Raw genomic sequence first — 17194 nt, forward strand, 5'->3', positions numbered from 1 at the left:
GGCCCTTCCTTGAAAATTTTTTGATGCCATTATTTTTCGTTATATCGAAAAATTAAGTGTGAGTTATTTGCGCTTTTTTTAAAAGTTTCATCTCATTATGAGACTAAAATTGCGAGTAGTCGATGCTAATCTTATATTACTAGCCAATTAATTAACACTTGCTCAACAACAGCGACAGAAAAGCAGAAGGTCGATTACGTCGTTTAGTTAATTTAAATATTTTAAACTCAGTAACGAGGTAGATCCTGCGAGAGGTACTAGCTCCATGGCGCTTAGCCTACCAAATTCACATGAGCACGGAGAAAACAACTTATTCACAAGGATTGGTGGTGAAGCTGCAGTTGAAGCTGCGGTCAATATTTTTTATGAAAAATTTTTAGATAATCCAGAAATAAACTCATTTTTTGATTCGACTTCGGTCGTCGACCAGATTGAAAAAATGCGGGTTTTTTTACGCTTAATAATGCAAGAAAATACCCAATATGACCGAGATTTAGTGCGAAAGGCTCATGCCCCACTTCTAGAACGAGGGCTAAACGATCATCATTTTGATATTTTTATCGAGCTGATGGAAGAGTCTTTACAAGAGTTAGAGATTCCAAAAGAAATCATCGGTGAGTTTATGTTAATCGCTGAGACCTATCGCGATGACGTATTAGTTCGTTGAGATTTTTCCGAGTCGCGAAAGTAAGTGCTTTTGAAGACCTCCCAGTGCAAAGGTTTTGAAAGTAAATAACCTTGATAGTAGTCGCATTGGGAACGCGCAAGATAATCGAGTTGTGTTTGATTCTCTACGCCCTCTGCAACCACTTTGACTTGAAATAATGATGCCAAGGATAGTATAACATCGACCATTATTTTGTCGTCTTGCGCATCAGAGCCAGCATCAATATCCCAGACAAAACTTCTATCAATTTTTAAGGTATCGACTGGGTAGAGTTTCAATTGGCTAAATGCCGTGTAACCGGTCCCAAAATCGTCGAGTGAAATTCTAAAGCCATATGACTTTATCTCGTTCAGGAGTTTTATCGTAAAAGTATCATGAGAGACTAAGCTTGTTTCAGTAATCTCTAACTCAATTAATGAAGGTGTGATTTTAAATGAGTCGCTCAGCGACTTGAGTTCTTCTGGGAAAGATTCATTGCGTAACTCTTTTGCTGAAAAGTTGATTGAAAAAACAAACTCATCAGGAAGACTGTGCTGAATCTCACTGATCTTTTTAAATGTCTCGGTAATCACTAGCAAATCAATGGTGTGAATCATTCCGTACTCTTCTGCGATAGGAATGAAAATGTCGGGGCCGATCCCCTTTAGCTTTTCTGAACTACTCCGAATCAATGATTCAGCGCCAACTAAGGTCTTGCCAGAATCTTTAAAAATAGGCATAAAGTTTAGATAAAATTCCTGATTTAAAATCGCATCATTGACCGCTTCAGCAATATTATTCTTTTTAGCGACTTTTTCGGCGATGCTTGAATCAAAAAAAGTAATTCGGTTTTTACCATCACTCTTTGATTTAAACATAGCTGAGTCAGCGTCTCTTAATAGCTGATCGGCTGAACCGGTATTGCTTTCACACAACGCGATACCAATACTTGAGTTAATATGCAATTCAATGCCATCAATTTGAATGGGTTTATTTATTTCTTCTAAGAGTCGTTCGGCTATCATCAAAGCATCTTTTTCATGACGTACATTAGTCGCAGCGACGACAAACTCATCTCCAGCCAAGCGAGCTAAGCGATGTTCATTGCAGGTTGCAAGGATATCCGTTGAGCGAACCGAGACCTTTAAAGCGCGAGTAAATTCGTTAAGCAAGCGATCACCTGCGGCATGTCCGTAAACATCATTTACTCGTTTGAAGTCATCAATATCCAGATAAAACAAGGCAAGCTTATCATGTTGGCTGACATGAGTTTGGATCGTCCGATCTAACCATTCATGAAAACTACGTCGATTGTAAATACCAGTGAGATAATCTTCACTTGCTTCTTTTTCAAGTGCGATCTGTTGTTCAGCGATAGTCCTTCTATATAAGTGAGCAAATCCAATGACGATAATAATTGGGAACGAAATTCGAATTAAGTTGGAAGTAGAAACTAAGTCGGAGGCTGCAAACAAGGTTGCTGCCGATAGTATTATCGAAACTGTTGTCGAAAAGCGGATAGGAAAATTGAAATAGATGCCGATAATTGCAGGAAATAGATAAAAAATTGATCGTATCCCAATATACTGGGCAGCAAAAATGATATTAGCGCTGACCACGAAAAGGAAAATTGACTTATAGTGCTTTAGGGGTTTGCCGGTTAGAGTGAAAAACGCTGAATAGCCAATTAATGCACTGCTGATAAGAAAAACAATGCCAAGTTCTCTAAAATGGAAGAAGTAATGATAAAAACCGAAGCTGACTAACGGAAATACCGTCGCTAGATGGAACCAAGTGAGTTGTTTTTCGATAGCGAGGGTTCGTTTTGGCATGCGGTTAATGACTTTGACGGTATCTATTGATATTAATTAAACATGATTTAGGATGGTCTGCTTGTCTATCATTAACGGTAAGAAAGACAAATACGCCTCATTTAATAAGTTTATTGGTTAATAAGTCTATTCATTAATAAGTATAGTTAGATATCTCAAGGTTGGGTTTTTATTATTGAGAAAATTCGATCCCGTTAATGGGGCTATCTAGTGCGTCATTCCAAGCGTTGCCATAAATCCCATTATGAAGATTGCAGCCGACATTAGAAATCCGCAAATGGGTACCCAAATAAATACTTGAAAGCCGTCAAATGGTAATTCTTGTCGTTTTACTTTTAATAACGCTATATTTACCCCACTAAACACGATAAGGATGATCCCGCTGGTTAATTTGGCTAACGTTGTTAAGTCGACGCATAAGGCAAGCAGTAAGATCGTGGTTGTTACTATTACTGAAGCATTGATGGGCGTTTGAGTTTTTGCGTTGATCGACTTAAATACTTGCGGTGCTTGCTGATTTCTCGCCATTCCAAAAAGTACCCTGGCGGCCATTATTATTTGTACCAATGCGCCGTTTATACCGGCTAACAAGCTGATAATGATAAGGGTTTGCGGAGACAGCCAAGCGGATTGGCGAGTGAGCTCTGCCATAGGCGTGTTACTGCTTGCAAAATCGCCCAGATCGACTGATATCACTGCGATAAAGCTCACGCCGACGTAGAGCAATAAAGTAATCAACAAACTAATTACTATGCCATAAGGTAAATTCTTTTTGACGCTTTTCACTTCCTCGGCGAGCGTCACCATGTCTTCAAATCCAATGAAAGCATAAAAGGCTAAGAAGCTTGCCGTAAAAATACTTAACCATATTTGTGGCCCTAAAGAAGGGAGAAAGGCGCTAGGCGGGCGCTGTAGGTTGATTACTGAGTCGCTGTTAACGACAATAACGAGTATCAGACCGATAACCTCGACCAATGTGATCACGGCAACAGTGACGACTGATTGCTGAATTCCCCAACAGGCAATCATTGCGAGCAGTATGACGATTGATAGTTGACCCAGCCACAAAGGCAAGTTAGCTAGGTCATGCAGAAAGCCTGATACCGCAACGCTCAATGTGGCGGCAGAAACCACTCCCGTGGCAATAACTAAAAATCCAAAAATTTGCCCGATTGGCCGGCTAAAGGCTTGTTGCAAATAAAAAGCCGGTCCGCCGCTTTTGGGATACCGGGCTGAAAGTTCTGCAAAACTAAAAGCGCTAAAAAGTGCCATTACGCCGGCGATGATAATTGCCCAAGGTGTTAACAGGCCCGCGATATCGGTAACTTTACCTAGCAAAGCATAAATACCACCCCCGATCATGGTACCTACGCCATAAAAAACTAGGCCGGGTAATGAGATTGCACGTTTTAGGGATTTATCTGCCATGTCTTATTTTAGGCATAAATGCTGCGTCAATGATTGACCTGACACAATGAACCCGCACGATGAATCCAGGTTGTTATCGCAAAGAATCGAGGGCTCGCTGATTTTGAGTTATTTTTAGCGGCTGTCAGTCTTGAAAATGAGCGGTGGACTTTAGTTAACTTATTGTTATATAAAGGTATATCAATGTCGGCTATTGGAAATAGTCAGTTTTAAAATAAAAATCTCAATGTTTGCCAACCAAAACCTCACTTGATGCACCTAAGTGTATAGAGCGGATAAAGACTGTTGCTGAATTTACAGTTTGACAGTTTCGAAGTAGAAAAAGGCTATGTTGGGGAAAGGAAAAGCGATAGGTTTGCAAGATTTAGAGAAAGACTTAATTGCAGCGGCTAAAGAGGGTAGTGTCGGTGCTTTTGAGCAGCTTATTTCGCAGGTCGAGAAGAAAATGCTGAGTGTTGCGGCTGGGTTGGCGACGTCTCCAGAAGAAGCGGAAGATGTATATCAAGAAGCCATGATTAACGCCTTTAACGCGTTGCCAAAATTCCGCTTGGAAAGTCAGTTTAGTACTTGGCTATATCGGATCGTCGTGAATACAGCGATTAGTTACCGGCGAAAGGTGAAAAACAAATTAGCCAGTTTGATGAGCCATGATAAGTCAGTTTACGACGACAGCCAAGAGTCGGTATCTGGTGAAAAGTATGGAATTTATCATAACCCAGAAGCGCAATTAGTGAATGAGCAATTGAGTTATGCAATTAACCAGGCAATGGCGAAATTAAGTGATAAAGAACGGATTGCATTCGTACTGTGTCATCAGCAAGAGTTTAAGATTTGCGATGCGGCAGAAGTGATGAGTTCGAGTGAAGGCACGGTAAAAAGTTATCTTTTTCGTGCGAGAGAAAAGATGCGCGCTGAGTTGCATTCTTTTGTGAGGTAAGAAGAGAAATGAACGAGCAACAATTAATTCAACAAGATGACGAGCTTATTGTCGCTTATCTATACGATGAATTAAGCGAACAAAGTAGAGAAGCGTTCGAAAAACGCTTACAAAATGATCCAAGCTTTTGCGAGAAATATAATCAACATTCGCAATTAGACCAGCTCATGAGTAGAGGTAATCAACCCATTATCTCGGATCAACGAGCAGATGCCGTTCGCTGGTCATTACAACGAAAATTACGCAAAGAAGCCGCGAAAAGACAATCGAAGGCTGGATGGTTACAAAATCTTTGGACTGGCCAAGTCAGTTTTAAATATCAATTTGCGAGTATGGTCGCGACTTTCGCTCTCGGTTTTTATGTCGCCGGCGAAAGAGAAGTTATTATTCAGCCCGTTGCAGACAATTCGCAACAATCCGAACTATTAGCATTTGTTGAGAAGGATGATCTTCATATTACGGATATGCAATTAAAACAAGTTGATACGCAAAGTGGTGATATTCAAGTTGTTTATTCTTTAGCTTCGCGTACTCAATTAGATGCTAATTTATCCAATCAAAAGGTCCAAGGTCTTTTAGCAAAAACGATGCAGGATGATGTTAGCGATTCGACTCGTCTGGACCTCGTTGATTTATTGAAAGATTATTCAAACACTCAATCAGTGAGAAATGCTTTGAGTCATAGCTTACTCAATGATCCTAATCCTGGCGTTAGGATGGTAGCCGCTGAATCCTTAGCCAAAATTTCTCATGACGAAAATGTTCGCGATGTTTTGAGGGTAGCACTTCAAGGCGATGTTAACCCCGGTGTGAGAGTCGAAGCTTTCCAAGCTTTAATCCAGCATCTAGATGATAAAAAAACCATAGAAGTTTTGAAAAACCACAGTGCGAATGACAGTAATTTATATATTCGTAACCAAGTTAAGACTCTGTTTGATTTAGAGCGACCTGTGGTCAAGGAACAACAGGAAATAAATATTTAATTTTAAGTAGTATTATTAAGGTGAAACCCATGTTTAAAAAAGTTACTTATCCAGTCTTTGTCCTTATGGGATTGCTACTAACATTAAATGTTAGTGCTAAATCAGAAACTATTGAAAGAGAGTTTTCAGTTGCCACTGGTGGTCAGTTAGTTATTGACAGTGATCGTGGTTCAATTGAGATAGAATCATGGAATAACGATCAAGTTGATGTCGAAGTAAGAAAGTCAGCAAGCAGTCAAAGTAAGCTGGATGACTTTAGAGTTGAAATCGAAAATCGCGGCGATAATGTTTATATTAACGGCGATGGCGACGGATGGAATAGTAATGTACGCGTTAAATACATTGTCAAAGTCCCTAAAAAATATAACCTTGATTTAAAAACCGGTGGCGGTTCTATTAAAGTTGATGATATGGCTGGAAACATTAAATTACATACCAGTGGCGGTAGCTTAAAAATCGGTAATGTCGATGGTGGTAACGTTGATGCTCATACTTCTGGTGGAAGTATCAAAGTTGGTGACGTGAAAGGTAATTTAAAAGTTGATACATCAGGAGGTTCTATTCGCTTGGGTCATGTGACGGGAAAAGCGACTGTCGATACGTCCGGAGGTTCGATTAGCATTGAAAGTGGCGGTGAAGATATTGCTGCAGACACATCGGGTGGTTCTATTAAAATTGGACCATCTGAAGGGAATGTCAAAGCAGAAACTTCAGGTGGTTCGATAAAGATTGGTACCGCCAAAGGTGATGTTGACGCGGATACTTCAGGGGGTTCAGTAAAAGTAGAGGGTGCCGGCGGTAAAGTCCGAGTAGAGTCTTCTGGTGGTAGTCTATATGTAGGCAGTAGCGGCGGTCCTGTCTATGCGGATACCGCAGGCGGAAGTATCAAAATCTACAAAGCTCGCGGTGCGATTAATGCTGAGACTTCAGGTGGTTCTATTGTTGCGGAAATGATTGAGACCGATAACAGTAAAGACCAGAGCGTTAGTTTAGATTCATCTGGTGGAGATTTAACTATTTACTTACCAGAAACAATAGCTGCGACAGTTTCAGCATCACTGAGAGTGACGCGTAATTCGCGAAGAGACTACAAAATCTATTCTGATTTTCCACTCACCATTAAAGGCGAAGACAGCAAACGAATCACCGCTGAAGGTGACCTTGGTGGCGGTGGTGATAGAGTGAGATTAACCACAACTAATGGTGATATTTATATTAAAAAACTCGATTAGAATAAATCAACTAGAATAAATGGATTAAAAAGCCCGGCTAAACCGGGCTTTTTTTTACCTTACTTTTAGACTTCTTTAGTTATGCCAACGCTTAATTGATTGATTTGTTGTGTTCAATTTTGGAAGGATTAACTGTGATTAGTTTTGGGCAGGTTTAGTAATTAGAGATAGAAAAGAAAGCGAAAGAAAGGCAAGATAAATAGCGTAATTCGATTATTTTTACCCATTAAGTTTAGACCTCAAGAAAGCTAAAAAAATAGTTAAGGGGCAAGCATTAATGTAGATAAGCGGACTATATTAAGCGCTATCTATAAGAAGTCTATTAAGAATTTGTTTAAAGCACTTGCTAATATGAGTGAAAAAATTGCAGCGTTAATTTTAAGCTTAATTTAACGAAAGCGTCGATAAAGTTAACGATCGGGCGATAAAAAAGGAAGTCTACGGGGATAAGGTAGACTTCCCTAAAAAGACAACCAGGGATAGTTGTATTTTTATTTGGCAGACATGCTCGCAGAAACGACGATAGTTTTTGACGTGTTAATTGGTTGAGTGTTGGCAATATCCTGTCTGATAAGAATATTTTGATCGAGGTATTTACTGATAAATTTTGCAGACTTTTCTGCGCCATATTGGCGAGCAAATTTGGCAATATTCACATCATTACAGGTTAACTTATTCGCAAACAATTGATGATCTCTCACTTTAACTAACGACGTTGTACGATAGTTTTCAACAAGCGATTTATAATCTTGTACATTATTTGACGCAGCGGCGATACACATCGCCGTTTCTTTTGTTTTATCTCCGGCGATAAATTGCTGGCTACCTGCCATTGCTACTGAAGTTCCTGCTAAACCAACTGCTAACACACTAAGTTTTAAAAGTTTCATGATAAACTCCTTATCAATAAATAGACTGGAAACTGGGCTGCGATAAACTCAATCAATCCTGGAATAAATCAATAATGCGTATCGCAGCTCGTGAGATAAACGTAGCATTCATATCAGGCCTTGCCTAGAGCCTGGACACTGGGTGTAACATAGGAACAAAAGTATTTAAAAATAGAATTATTCTGTCATACAATGAACACTTAAAAAAATATGTTGAGAAGATTGATTACGACAAGAATACGTATTGATAATATTGAATTACGATTAAAAGTATTTTGAATTCAATAAATTCAATTCAGTTAACGATTAATTGTGAATTTAATCGATTAATTTTTTTTACAAAATAATTCAAATTCAACATCTTGAATTATCTTAAGATAAACTCACTCATTGTATACAATATCGCAAATTGTAAGTCTATTGCCAACGATCCTGACGTTTTACTTCCTCCGAAAATAGAGATGAGAATGCCCGCATTTTTGCTTTAATTAAATGCTGCCGCCCTTGCGGAGAGCGAGTATAAATTAACTCGGTCGGGCATACATATTTGCACCAAGCAAGATAAAAAGTTTGCGCGAGCTCTTTTTTGGTTGCTAGCTTCATTGGAACTGCGTGGTAGTCATCTTTTTGAAATCCCAAGAATCCACTTTCCCGGATGATTATGTATCTTGGGTTATCAATGGGAGATAATATTTCATTCAAGCAATCAGCAAAAAGCGAACTTTCATAAAATGTTGCGCCGATGAGTCCGAGATAAAACGAACCATCGTCAGCACGAACACTATTGACTTTTAAGCGACGAAAAGATGTTTGTATCTGTCCTGTTTGACATAGTGCTGCACAAAGTGCCTTACCGATTTGCTTTAAAGAACCATCGACAGGTGAATGCCAAATGAGCCCTTTAACGGCTTTAATCGTGGTTGGCAGTTTAAACGATACTAAAGCGATAATACCGAGTGTTAATGTCCAGTATATGGATTGATCTGAAATAAGACCAAAAGCGACGGTTTCTAGCAAAATTCCTATCACGAGAACGAGTTGCCACCAGAGCTTATGAAATGAATTTTTAAAGTGATAAAACTGTATTTTATTAGTGTTTGGCGCTTTAACTGAAGGAAGTACTCGCGCATTTTCATCGATGGTCAAAGCATCTTGCCAACGAGAAGCGATTTTTTTACGATTTCTAAAGCGCCAAATCATTTGCCAGTTGTTATTTCTTTCTGCATATCGAGCACTATTTATTTGAACTAAATTATTGAGTCCGGTTGTATTTAATCGAGCAAAGCCGCTTTCAATGGTGGGTTTCTTTTCGGATAAGCCAACAAAAGTCTCAAATCGTTTTTTGAGATCATAATAGTCGCTTAAGCCACACGGTGATTGAGTATCAATGGCGACTAAGTGCCAGATACTGCTGATCTTATCTGGTCGGTTTTTGTCTAACCTGATAGCTCTACCGCGCATTTGATTAGTTAGCATAAAAGAACCAACAGCACTTGCTAATATCAGTGAATTAATCGCTGGTGCGTCCCAGCCTTCGCCCAGCAGTGATCGGGTTCCTACCAGTACTTTTAAGTCTCCTTGCATGAGTAATTCAGTAAATGCATGAGTTAATTGATTCAGTGGACCGGTGACTACTGAAACTCGGCCCAAATGATCAAAATCCTCAAACTGACATTTTTCTACTTGCAGGTGTTCTTTAAGCTTACCGACGAGTTCATAAGAAATGAGGCATAGTCGACCGGTCAAAAGGCCGATTTTATCGCGAATCGGCGAATCAAGAACTAACCCTTGATAGATTGGCCAAGCGCCTAACGTAACCCGACCAATTTTAGTTTCACCGACTAATCCTTCGTCACGAATGTAGTCAGTCAAAATAACTTGGCGAAGATTATTTTGACGTTTTTTTAATTCGAGTTTGTGAATTTGTAAACACCCTTTGACCTTTGAAGGTGATTGACTGAGTGTTCGAAGTATTTTTTTTGAAAAAGCGACCGATAACTCTTTTTTGTGAAGTAATTCAGTCGCGCGTAATTGCTTTTTGAGTTTTTCGATAAAATCCTGCTGGTTTCTATCGTGTTCAAAGGTGTTGGAAAACAAGGCTGATTCTATAATAATCTGCCACCATTGGCGGGTAAGTTCAGGTATGTCTCGATTTGTTAGGTCAAGAATGGAAAGCAAGGTTTTTTGGATAGGCTTAGATGTCGCTTTACAAAATACCAATAATGCCATCGCAACTTTTGGATGTTTGATGATTGATTGTTCATCAGCGTTATTCTGTAACCAAGGATGATTGTAAATAATGGTTTTGAACTCAGGGTTTGTTATTAAAGATTGACAGAGATTTTGCACACGAGATTCATGATCTTTAACGAGTTGCTTTTCGCTGGTTGTAATATCAACGGTCCAAATAAAGTCTTGATGTGGACACAAGGTTTTTGATTTGACTAACTCAGGAACCGATATTTCCTCGTCAATTGGCCCACAAAGTTTCTCATAGCGTATCCATTCATGGCCTTGAGCATCGTATGGCGGAGTTGCGGTAAGTGAAACTAAAACTAGCTCTGGAATAGAACTAAAAACGCGTTCAATTGCTTTCCACCACTCTGCCCGTAAGTGGTGAGCTTCATCCATAATAATAACCTGGATCGATTGCGCTTTTATTGTCTCAATAAAATTATCGACTTCGTCAATGTCGAGCGGTTCCTCGTCATCAAATAATTCCGCTGCTGTTTCCTGGTTGAGTTCAGGCTTCATGCGACTGTGGAGCGCCTGGTAAGTGATTGAGGTTAAGGTTTTTGGTTTGTCGATATTATTACTTACCCAGGCTAATTGACTCGTGGGCATATCGGTAAAATCAGAAAGTCGTGAAATCCATTGGTCACGAATGACCCGAGTCGGTGATAAAACTAATGTTTTTTTTCGTAAAAGCCGAAAAACCTCTAGTCCTAAAGTTGTTTTTCCGGCTCCCGGCGCGGCGACTACATGAAGCCGTTGGTCATCGAGATGATGATGTACGGCTTTGAGGACTCTTGCCTGGTATGGGCGCCATGGATATTTAAATTTTAGGTCCGGAAACGTCATATCATTTTCTTATTTTTGTATTAGGAAGTGAGTAAAAACGATTTCAATTGGATAATTATCGCATTATTAGAATAAAAATTAATTCATTTAAATCATATCAAGCTTATCTAAGGAGTTACGCTTATTAATGATAAATATTCCCCCATAATAAAGAGGAAGCAAACGAAGTAATTAAATAGTAACGTGTCAATCTTGGATTTAGAAGAGCGCCGAATAGCGCCACGGTTTGAAGTGGCTCTTCCGGGACAGCTAACAACCGAAGCTAACCATCTTGTTGAAATGGTAGTCTCAAATATTTCCTCGTCTGGGGTACAGCTTGAGATGCAACAGCACGAGATGCCACATCTATTACCCAATGACCATAGCCAAAATACTATGAGCCCCGTCGGCGTGAAGCTCTCAATTGATTTACAAGACCAATTGGATACCATTCACATTCGTTGTGGTGTCGTGTACGTGCAACGAAAATCTCACAGCCATTGCATTGTTGGTTGTCGTTTTGAAAAGTTCTACGATAATGCAGGTCCGCGTTTGGAGTCTTTTATTGCTAACCAACGCTGATCTAGTGTTGGTCGCTTTGAGTATATATTAGCAAGCCCTCGAATTTGCTTGTTATTAATGGAATCCTTGCTTTATTTTATCAGTGAATACGGCCCTTTAAGCTATGGGCTTTTATTCGCTTATTGTGCGTTGAAGAGTGGTGCGTTGCCACTGTTTGCAGGCATAGCAGCACACTATGGTGCGCTGGAACTCTCTGCTGTTGCACTTTTTGTGTTTGCGGGTGGGTATTTAGGCGATGAAGCACGTTTTTATCTGGTGCGTCGATATGGCACTGGCTTTGCCGATAACAGGCCAAAAATAAGAAAAGCATTAGATACCGCGAAGCGACTACTAGAAAGATATGGTTATGCTTATATATTTTTATATCGCTATCCGAAAGGAATGCGCACTGTTGGCGCTCTGCCGGTCGCGTTAACAGCCATTAGTTGGCGATCATTTACATTAATCAATGCGGCTTCTGCAGTGTTATGGACGATAGTGATGGTCGGTTTAGGTTATGTTTTTGGCAGTACTATTGAGCACGCGATTAGCCAAAACTGGGGTGGATTTAGCATTGCCTTGTTGGTTATCTTCCTAGCTGTGAGCTATATTGCTTGGTTGAAAGTGATCAATCAAACGACTAAAAAAGACTCCCTTATTGAAGAACGCCCTTAGCGGCGTCCTCAGTATTTAATTTATTTCCATTTCTTGTCAACCATTGGAAGGTTGAGCCGTTATATCAATCAACTGTCATGTAACGCCTGATTATTTTGTAGGGGATTACCATGCTTAGGGTGATTTTTGTAACCGTGTTGAGCTTATCATTTTTGATTATTACAGGATGTGCACATCGTAATAAGCCCATTGTGGATACTCGGGGTGTAGATATGTCGGCTTACCGCCAAGATTGGTTTGAGTGCAACCAATATGCCCAGCAGGTCACCAATAAAGCGGGTGCAGGAGCCGTTGGTGGTGCAGTTGTTGGGGCAGCAGTGGGCGGCATTGTCGGTAATTCGGAGACCGCAAAAAAAGGTGCTGCGGTTGGTGCTCTGTCGGGAGCAATTAGAGGTCAGGCAAGGACTGGTTCAGAAAAAAGTGCGGTACTAAAAAATTGTTTAGCACAACGCGGTTATCGAGTCTTAAATTAAATGCGAAAGGATTAGACATGAGAGGAAGCGTGGTTTTGAAATTCGTTTTTGGATTGTTGGTTGGATGTTTAACTTTAACCAGTAAAGCCGATAATCCTATTGAACCAGTCGATCCGGAATTCTTAGCCTTTTTTGCTTCTATCTACAATGACCCTGTTGAACGTGCTGAACTACGATTAGACGATTTTGCAGAAAAGCTAGTAATTACCAAACAGCAGCAACCGGAATGGGAAAAGTTTAAACAGTATTTCTTAAAGCAATTTGAACGACGTCAAGAAAGGTTAGAAGATTTCAGGATAGCAGTACAGGACCGAAATGGAAAACCGCTAACCACTCCAGAATCCCTAACAATAAAAATTCAGTCACTCGAGCAACAAGTGAGCGAAGCGAAGATAGCACTCAGAATTATCGGTCAGTTGTATGAGAGTCTTGATGCGTCGCAAAAAGCAATTTTTGACCAAGGCGCAAAAGCAATATGGTTGAAAAATAAAATGCGGCAGCGGCGATTTAATTAAATTTGAGTTAGCGTTTCATGCGTTTTAGTTCCAGTGAGCAAAATATTGATACGAGTAGTAAGGCGCTTGGGTGCGAATTTGATCGAGAGATGACTTTCGCACCATTTTTTACTTATAACCGCTTTCTTGTTTGTGCAACCGCTGGCTTTTATTGAATATTGAACTCAAAAAATTTTGAGAAAACAAGTTTACAAATCATGGCCGAGCGAGTAACAACTAATGCTTAGTGTTTTGCCTTAACGGTTATAAAGCCCCATAAAAACCCGATGAGTGCGATAAACAAGCTATATTGATCTGCCACTGTAAAATAAAATTTGTTTGTCTTTGAAAGTCTTTTTCGCGAGTTATCACCGACGTTTGCGACTCTAACTATCCAAGCATATTCTTTTGGCGCGAGCAGCACTCGGTTCCAGGTATGCGCTTTGTCTTTCTTTACATCATTGAGTAAAAGTAAGGTTCCAGCATCAAGAGTACGAAGGATTTTAGAATCCAGTGAGGGGCTTTCTCTGAGTCTGGTTTGATTGGTGACGACCTCAACAAAGAGATGTTTCGATTCATAAACCGGTGAAGTCCATGACTTAGGCAACTGCTTGCTACCCAAAACGATAACCAGCTGGATCATCAGCAATACAATACTATAACCATACAAACCTTTTATAAGCCTAAAAATTAATGAAGCATTAGCTTTTATTTTAAGCAGTAGTATAGTGAGAAAAACCAGTAGTATCATTAACCCAGAAAATAGCCCTGGTTGCTCAACTGGAAGTTGTGAAGGGTTTAGCATGGCGATGGCGATTGACTCATTGTCGGCTAATATATAGCGGATAAATCGCAAGTAAATGACATAACAAGTAAAAACGATAACGGCGAAGTGCAATAGCACAAGTATTTTATTATTTTTGATCATTTATCGTAAACGTCTACCATTGCCCATTGGCAAACTATAGAAAAAAATACCGTAATAAGCGAGCGGCTCATTCACACTTTTGCTCGTTGCTGGTAGTTACTGCCCGTTGGTGGTCGTTACTTGGTTATTGTTTTATTGAGCGAGCTTATTCGTGAGATAAGCGGCAAGCATCTCTGAGGTGGCTGTAATCGATTCCTCAAAATTCTGCGGACAGCCGCTTGCTGGAGTGATTTCAGGATACACGCACTTTTCTATCGCGTTGTTGACGAGCGTAAATATCGCGAATCGAACCGACTCCTCGTAATGGGGCGTTTGTTCGGGGATAAAGCGCGTATAGAAACTGGCGAGAAATTTAAAGTCGTTTATGCGTTGCTCAAGCGTTTGTGGCTGAAGCAAATCAGAGTGAAGCCTAGCGTTTAGATAAATGGTTCGAAACACGCCTTTCTTTGAGTCAACAAAGCGAAAAATGCCTTCTGTCATATCGTAAACCAACTCAGACAGTTCCATTTTTTGCCATTCTTTTGATTTTTCGGTCAGCCAATCTCTGAGCTGGATCTGGAATTGCTCATAAATCACTGGTAAAGCGGCTTCCTTACTCTTAAAACGACGATAAAATGCGCCTGTAGACAGCTGAGCTTCGGTTGTAATGTCAATAATGGAAATCTGTTCGAAGTACTTGTCTTCGACTAACTTCATAATTGCATCAACGATCTTTTTCAAATTTGCTTCGCTGCGCTTTTGTTTTGGTTTGTAAGTTACCGAGTCCATCGATTTAAGTTTAATATGAAGTTTACTGACAGTGTATTCAGTTTACCTGATTACACCGGTTTATCGTAATGAATATTAGAATGAGTCGGATAAATTGTAAAATTGATATAACTTAATTGTGGGTAAAATGATCAAATCTATTTGATAGCCTTCCAAAACCAATGTTGCTTGTAGGCTTCTGTTTGTCTCACTTCAGCAAGCGCCTGATTTAATTGCGCGACGAAATCAGCCGAAAGTGTTTTTTTACTGAGCATAAAGTGAAGCTGCTCTGAGAAAATTTGTATCGGAAACTCTTCAATTTGCGAGCGGTTATGTTTTTTAAGCAAGATGCTATCAATGGTGTAAGGAGATTCGAGCAAACCGTCAATTGAGCGATTCAATAAGAGACTTACCGGAGGACCTTCATCAAATACGAGCTCGGGAAAGTTATCGAAATATTCAGGCTGCTCTTTGAGGCGCATGATAGTTTCGCCATAGTAAGCACCTTTTTGCAGGCCGATAACAAAGTCCTGCTTTAGCAAGTCTTCTATTGATTCTGCATCATGTTTACGCGATTCGCCTTTTCGGACATAAAGCACCACGAGACTCTCCCTATATGGGTCGGAAAAATAAGCGAATTTTTTTCGTGCATCAGTGATGCTGGCCCTACCGAGGAGATCAATATCGCCTTTTTCGAGTGCGATAATACTTTGTTCCCAGTTCATTCGCTTATAGATAATTTGGCACTTTAGTGCGTCACCAAGCCAATTCATCAAGTCGATATGGATTCCTCGTGCTTCTTCGGCACTTTCAATGAATGGAGGCCATGGGTTCCAGGCGACTCTTAAGCGGCAGTCAGTCACTCCTTTGTCTGGTTCTGATTGCTTAGCGATTTGAGCAGAGAGTTGACTGGTGACCAGCAATAGGATGGAAAATACCAGAATTTTCGGAATAAATGACCACATCTAACGACTAGGGATACTTCAAGGTTTGTTATTAATATAAGCCTAGCAGATTTTTTCGAATATTGAGATTAGAGATATTAAATAGTTTGATAGGTTTGAGTTAATTGAGGTATTTGGCGCATTGTAAGTAACAAAAAGCGGCCGTAAAGGCCGCTTTTTATCGATAGCAGGGTTTAAACGCGTTCAAACACTGTTGCGATGCCTTGACCAAGCCCGACACACATTGTAGCGACGCCAAGGTTGGCATCTTTACTTTCCATCAAACGGAGTAGGGTGCCACTGATACGTGCACCTGAACAGCCCAATGGGTGGCCCAGTGCAATCGCACCACCATTAAGGTTAACTTTCTCATCAGCGACATCGAGAATGCCTAAATCTTTCATGACGGGTAGCGATTGAGCGGCAAATGCTTCGTTAAGTTCCCAAAGGTCAATGTCTTCAATTTTAAGACCGGCTCTTTTGAGAGCTTTGTTGACCGCAGGAACCGGCCCATAACCCATGATAGCAGGATCACATCCGGCAACGCCCATGCTGCGGACTTTTGCGATCGGCTTAAGACCTAATTGATCCGCTTTTTCAGCACTCATGAGTAGCATCGCTGAAGCACCGTCAGATAAGGCAGAAGCATTACCTGCAGTCACGGTACCTCGAGGGTCGAAAACAGGGCGGAGTGAACTCAAACCTTCCATATTGGTCTCTGGACGAATAACTTCATCGAAATCGAATACTTTTAATGCGCCATCGGCATCGTGACCTTCCATTGCGATAATTTCTTTCGCAAAAGCGCCACTAGTGGTTGCTGCGTGAGCTCTTTGGTGAGACCGCATTGCAAACTCGTCTTGGGTTTTACGATCAAATCCGTGAAGTTTACCGAGAAGCTCAGCAGTTAAGCCCATAGAGCCTGAGCCTTTTGCTGAAAATTTAGAGATTTGTGGGGCAAAGTCTACACCATGCATCATTGGAACATGACCCATGTGCTCTACACCACCAATGAGAAATACATCCCCGTTGCCGGTCATGATTGACTGGCTAGCCGTGTGAATGGCTTGCATTGAAGACCCACATAAACGATTGACAGTTTGTCCAGCAACGCTGTGCGGAATATCGGTCATTAACATTGCGTTTCGAGCAATGTTAAAGCCTTGCTCTAGGGTTTGTTGTACACAACCCCAGATGACATCTTCGATTTCTGCGGGATCGAGGGCTTCATTACGATCGAGTATTTCTTGCATGAGTTTGGCACTCATGACTTCGGCGCGAACGTTTCTAAACATACCGCCTTTAGAACGACCCATTGGGGTTCTGATAGCATCAACAATGACGACTTCTTTCATTTTCATTTC

General features: G+C 40.5%; 16 protein-coding genes. 8 read left to right on the top strand and 8 right to left on the bottom strand.

The window, feature by feature from the left end:
* Positions 1 to 265: 265 nt before the first annotated feature.
* Complete coding sequence (locus FLL45_RS17840; protein WP_142943412.1) at positions 266 to 667, top strand: group I truncated hemoglobin; 402 nt, start codon at positions 266 to 268, stop codon at positions 665 to 667.
* On the opposite strand, the gene FLL45_RS17845 is transcribed toward FLL45_RS17840, so the two are convergent.
* Positions 640 to 2478: a putative bifunctional diguanylate cyclase/phosphodiesterase gene (locus tag FLL45_RS17845; protein WP_142943413.1), complete on the bottom strand. Its 1839-nt coding sequence runs from the start codon at positions 2476 to 2478 to the stop codon at positions 640 to 642. The two genes, FLL45_RS17840 and FLL45_RS17845, sit on opposite strands and share 28 nt — an antisense overlap.
* Positions 2479 to 2685: 207 nt before the next feature.
* Positions 2686 to 3906: an APC family permease gene (locus tag FLL45_RS17850; RefSeq protein WP_142943414.1), complete on the bottom strand. Its 1221-nt coding sequence runs from the start codon at positions 3904 to 3906 to the stop codon at positions 2686 to 2688.
* A gap of 328 nt (positions 3907 to 4234) precedes the next feature.
* Between FLL45_RS17850 and FLL45_RS17855 the strand changes: the two genes are divergently transcribed.
* From FLL45_RS17855 to FLL45_RS17865, 3 genes are read left to right on the top strand one after another with little or no spacing between them, the layout of a single operon-like run.
* The gene (locus tag FLL45_RS17855) at positions 4235 to 4843 is read left to right on the top strand and encodes an RNA polymerase sigma factor (RefSeq protein ID WP_142943415.1); all 609 of its coding nucleotides are present in this window, start codon (positions 4235 to 4237) and stop codon (positions 4841 to 4843) included.
* 8 nt (positions 4844 to 4851) lie between these two features.
* Positions 4852 to 5826, top strand: a complete 975-nt coding sequence (locus tag FLL45_RS17860) for a HEAT repeat domain-containing protein (RefSeq protein ID WP_142943416.1) — start codon at positions 4852 to 4854, stop codon at positions 5824 to 5826.
* A 29-nt stretch (positions 5827 to 5855) separates the two neighbouring features.
* Positions 5856 to 7058 (top strand): DUF4097 family beta strand repeat-containing protein, encoded by a 1203-nt coding sequence (locus FLL45_RS17865; protein WP_142943417.1) that lies wholly within the window; start codon positions 5856 to 5858, stop codon positions 7056 to 7058.
* Positions 7059 to 7549: 491 nt separating this feature from the next.
* Here the strand turns inward: FLL45_RS17865 and FLL45_RS17870 are convergent, their stop codons facing one another.
* Positions 7550 to 7948, bottom strand: coding sequence for a DUF3718 domain-containing protein (locus FLL45_RS17870; RefSeq protein WP_142943418.1), 399 nt, complete (start codon positions 7946 to 7948; stop codon positions 7550 to 7552).
* A 417-nt stretch (positions 7949 to 8365) separates the two neighbouring features.
* Positions 8366 to 11029 carry a DEAD/DEAH box helicase family protein gene (locus tag FLL45_RS17875; RefSeq protein ID WP_142943419.1) on the bottom strand — a complete coding sequence of 888 codons (2664 nt, stop codon included), beginning with the start codon at positions 11027 to 11029 and terminating at the stop codon, positions 8366 to 8368.
* Positions 11030 to 11221: 192 nt separating this feature from the next.
* Here FLL45_RS17875 and FLL45_RS17880 point away from each other — a divergent pair, with 192 nt between their 5' ends.
* From FLL45_RS17880 to FLL45_RS17895, 4 genes are all read left to right on the top strand, one after another.
* On the top strand, positions 11222 to 11590 hold the full coding sequence (locus FLL45_RS17880) for a PilZ domain-containing protein (RefSeq protein ID WP_185964533.1): 369 nt from the start codon (positions 11222 to 11224) through the stop codon (positions 11588 to 11590).
* A 57-nt stretch (positions 11591 to 11647) separates the two neighbouring features.
* Positions 11648 to 12244, top strand: coding sequence for a DedA family protein (locus tag FLL45_RS17885; protein ID WP_142943421.1), 597 nt, complete (start codon positions 11648 to 11650; stop codon positions 12242 to 12244).
* A gap of 110 nt (positions 12245 to 12354) precedes the next feature.
* Positions 12355 to 12717, top strand: a complete 363-nt coding sequence (locus FLL45_RS17890; protein WP_142943422.1) for a glycine zipper family protein — start codon at positions 12355 to 12357, stop codon at positions 12715 to 12717.
* Positions 12718 to 12734: 17 nt separating this feature from the next.
* Positions 12735 to 13232 (top strand): Spy/CpxP family protein refolding chaperone, encoded by a 498-nt coding sequence (locus FLL45_RS17895; RefSeq protein WP_142943423.1) that lies wholly within the window; start codon positions 12735 to 12737, stop codon positions 13230 to 13232.
* A gap of 223 nt (positions 13233 to 13455) precedes the next feature.
* Here the strand turns inward: FLL45_RS17895 and FLL45_RS17900 are convergent, their stop codons facing one another.
* The 4 genes from FLL45_RS17900 to fadA form a co-directional block, all read right to left on the bottom strand.
* Positions 13456 to 14139: a hypothetical protein gene (locus FLL45_RS17900; protein WP_142943424.1), complete on the bottom strand. Its 684-nt coding sequence runs from the start codon at positions 14137 to 14139 to the stop codon at positions 13456 to 13458.
* Positions 14140 to 14271: 132 nt separating this feature from the next.
* Positions 14272 to 14859: a TetR/AcrR family transcriptional regulator gene (locus tag FLL45_RS17905; RefSeq protein ID WP_185964534.1), complete on the bottom strand. Its 588-nt coding sequence runs from the start codon at positions 14857 to 14859 to the stop codon at positions 14272 to 14274.
* Between the two features lie 185 nt (positions 14860 to 15044).
* Complete coding sequence (locus FLL45_RS17910) at positions 15045 to 15851, bottom strand: substrate-binding periplasmic protein (protein WP_142943426.1); 807 nt, start codon at positions 15849 to 15851, stop codon at positions 15045 to 15047.
* Between the two features lie 173 nt (positions 15852 to 16024).
* A complete protein-coding gene (fadA, locus tag FLL45_RS17915) occupies positions 16025 to 17191 on the bottom strand; it encodes an acetyl-CoA C-acyltransferase FadA (protein ID WP_342778768.1) in 1167 nt (388 codons plus the stop codon).
* Positions 17192 to 17194 lie beyond the last annotated feature (3 nt).

Origin of the sequence: Aliikangiella marina, from assembly GCF_007004765.1 — a bacterium.
Classification (GTDB): Bacteria; Pseudomonadota; Gammaproteobacteria; order Enterobacterales; family Kangiellaceae; genus Aliikangiella; species Aliikangiella marina.

Coding starts and splice junctions, on each gene's coding strand:
- FLL45_RS17840 (WP_142943412.1), top strand. CDS start 266: ATGGCGCTTAGCCTACCAAATTCACATGAGCACGGAGAAAACAACTTA.
- FLL45_RS17845 (WP_142943413.1), bottom strand. CDS start 2,478: ATGCCAAAACGAACCCTCGCTATCGAAAAACAACTCACTTGGTTCCAT.
- FLL45_RS17850 (WP_142943414.1), bottom strand. CDS start 3,906: ATGGCAGATAAATCCCTAAAACGTGCAATCTCATTACCCGGCCTAGTT.
- FLL45_RS17855 (WP_142943415.1), top strand. CDS start 4,235: ATGTTGGGGAAAGGAAAAGCGATAGGTTTGCAAGATTTAGAGAAAGAC.
- FLL45_RS17860 (WP_142943416.1), top strand. CDS start 4,852: ATGAACGAGCAACAATTAATTCAACAAGATGACGAGCTTATTGTCGCT.
- FLL45_RS17865 (WP_142943417.1), top strand. CDS start 5,856: ATGTTTAAAAAAGTTACTTATCCAGTCTTTGTCCTTATGGGATTGCTA.
- FLL45_RS17870 (WP_142943418.1), bottom strand. CDS start 7,948: ATGAAACTTTTAAAACTTAGTGTGTTAGCAGTTGGTTTAGCAGGAACT.
- FLL45_RS17875 (WP_142943419.1), bottom strand. CDS start 11,029: ATGACGTTTCCGGACCTAAAATTTAAATATCCATGGCGCCCATACCAG.
- FLL45_RS17885 (WP_142943421.1), top strand. CDS start 11,648: ATGGAATCCTTGCTTTATTTTATCAGTGAATACGGCCCTTTAAGCTAT.
- FLL45_RS17890 (WP_142943422.1), top strand. CDS start 12,355: ATGCTTAGGGTGATTTTTGTAACCGTGTTGAGCTTATCATTTTTGATT.
- FLL45_RS17895 (WP_142943423.1), top strand. CDS start 12,735: ATGAGAGGAAGCGTGGTTTTGAAATTCGTTTTTGGATTGTTGGTTGGA.
- FLL45_RS17900 (WP_142943424.1), bottom strand. CDS start 14,139: ATGATCAAAAATAATAAAATACTTGTGCTATTGCACTTCGCCGTTATC.
- FLL45_RS17910 (WP_142943426.1), bottom strand. CDS start 15,851: ATGTGGTCATTTATTCCGAAAATTCTGGTATTTTCCATCCTATTGCTG.
- fadA (WP_342778768.1), bottom strand. CDS start 17,191: ATGAAAATGAAAGAAGTCGTCATTGTTGATGCTATCAGAACCCCAATG.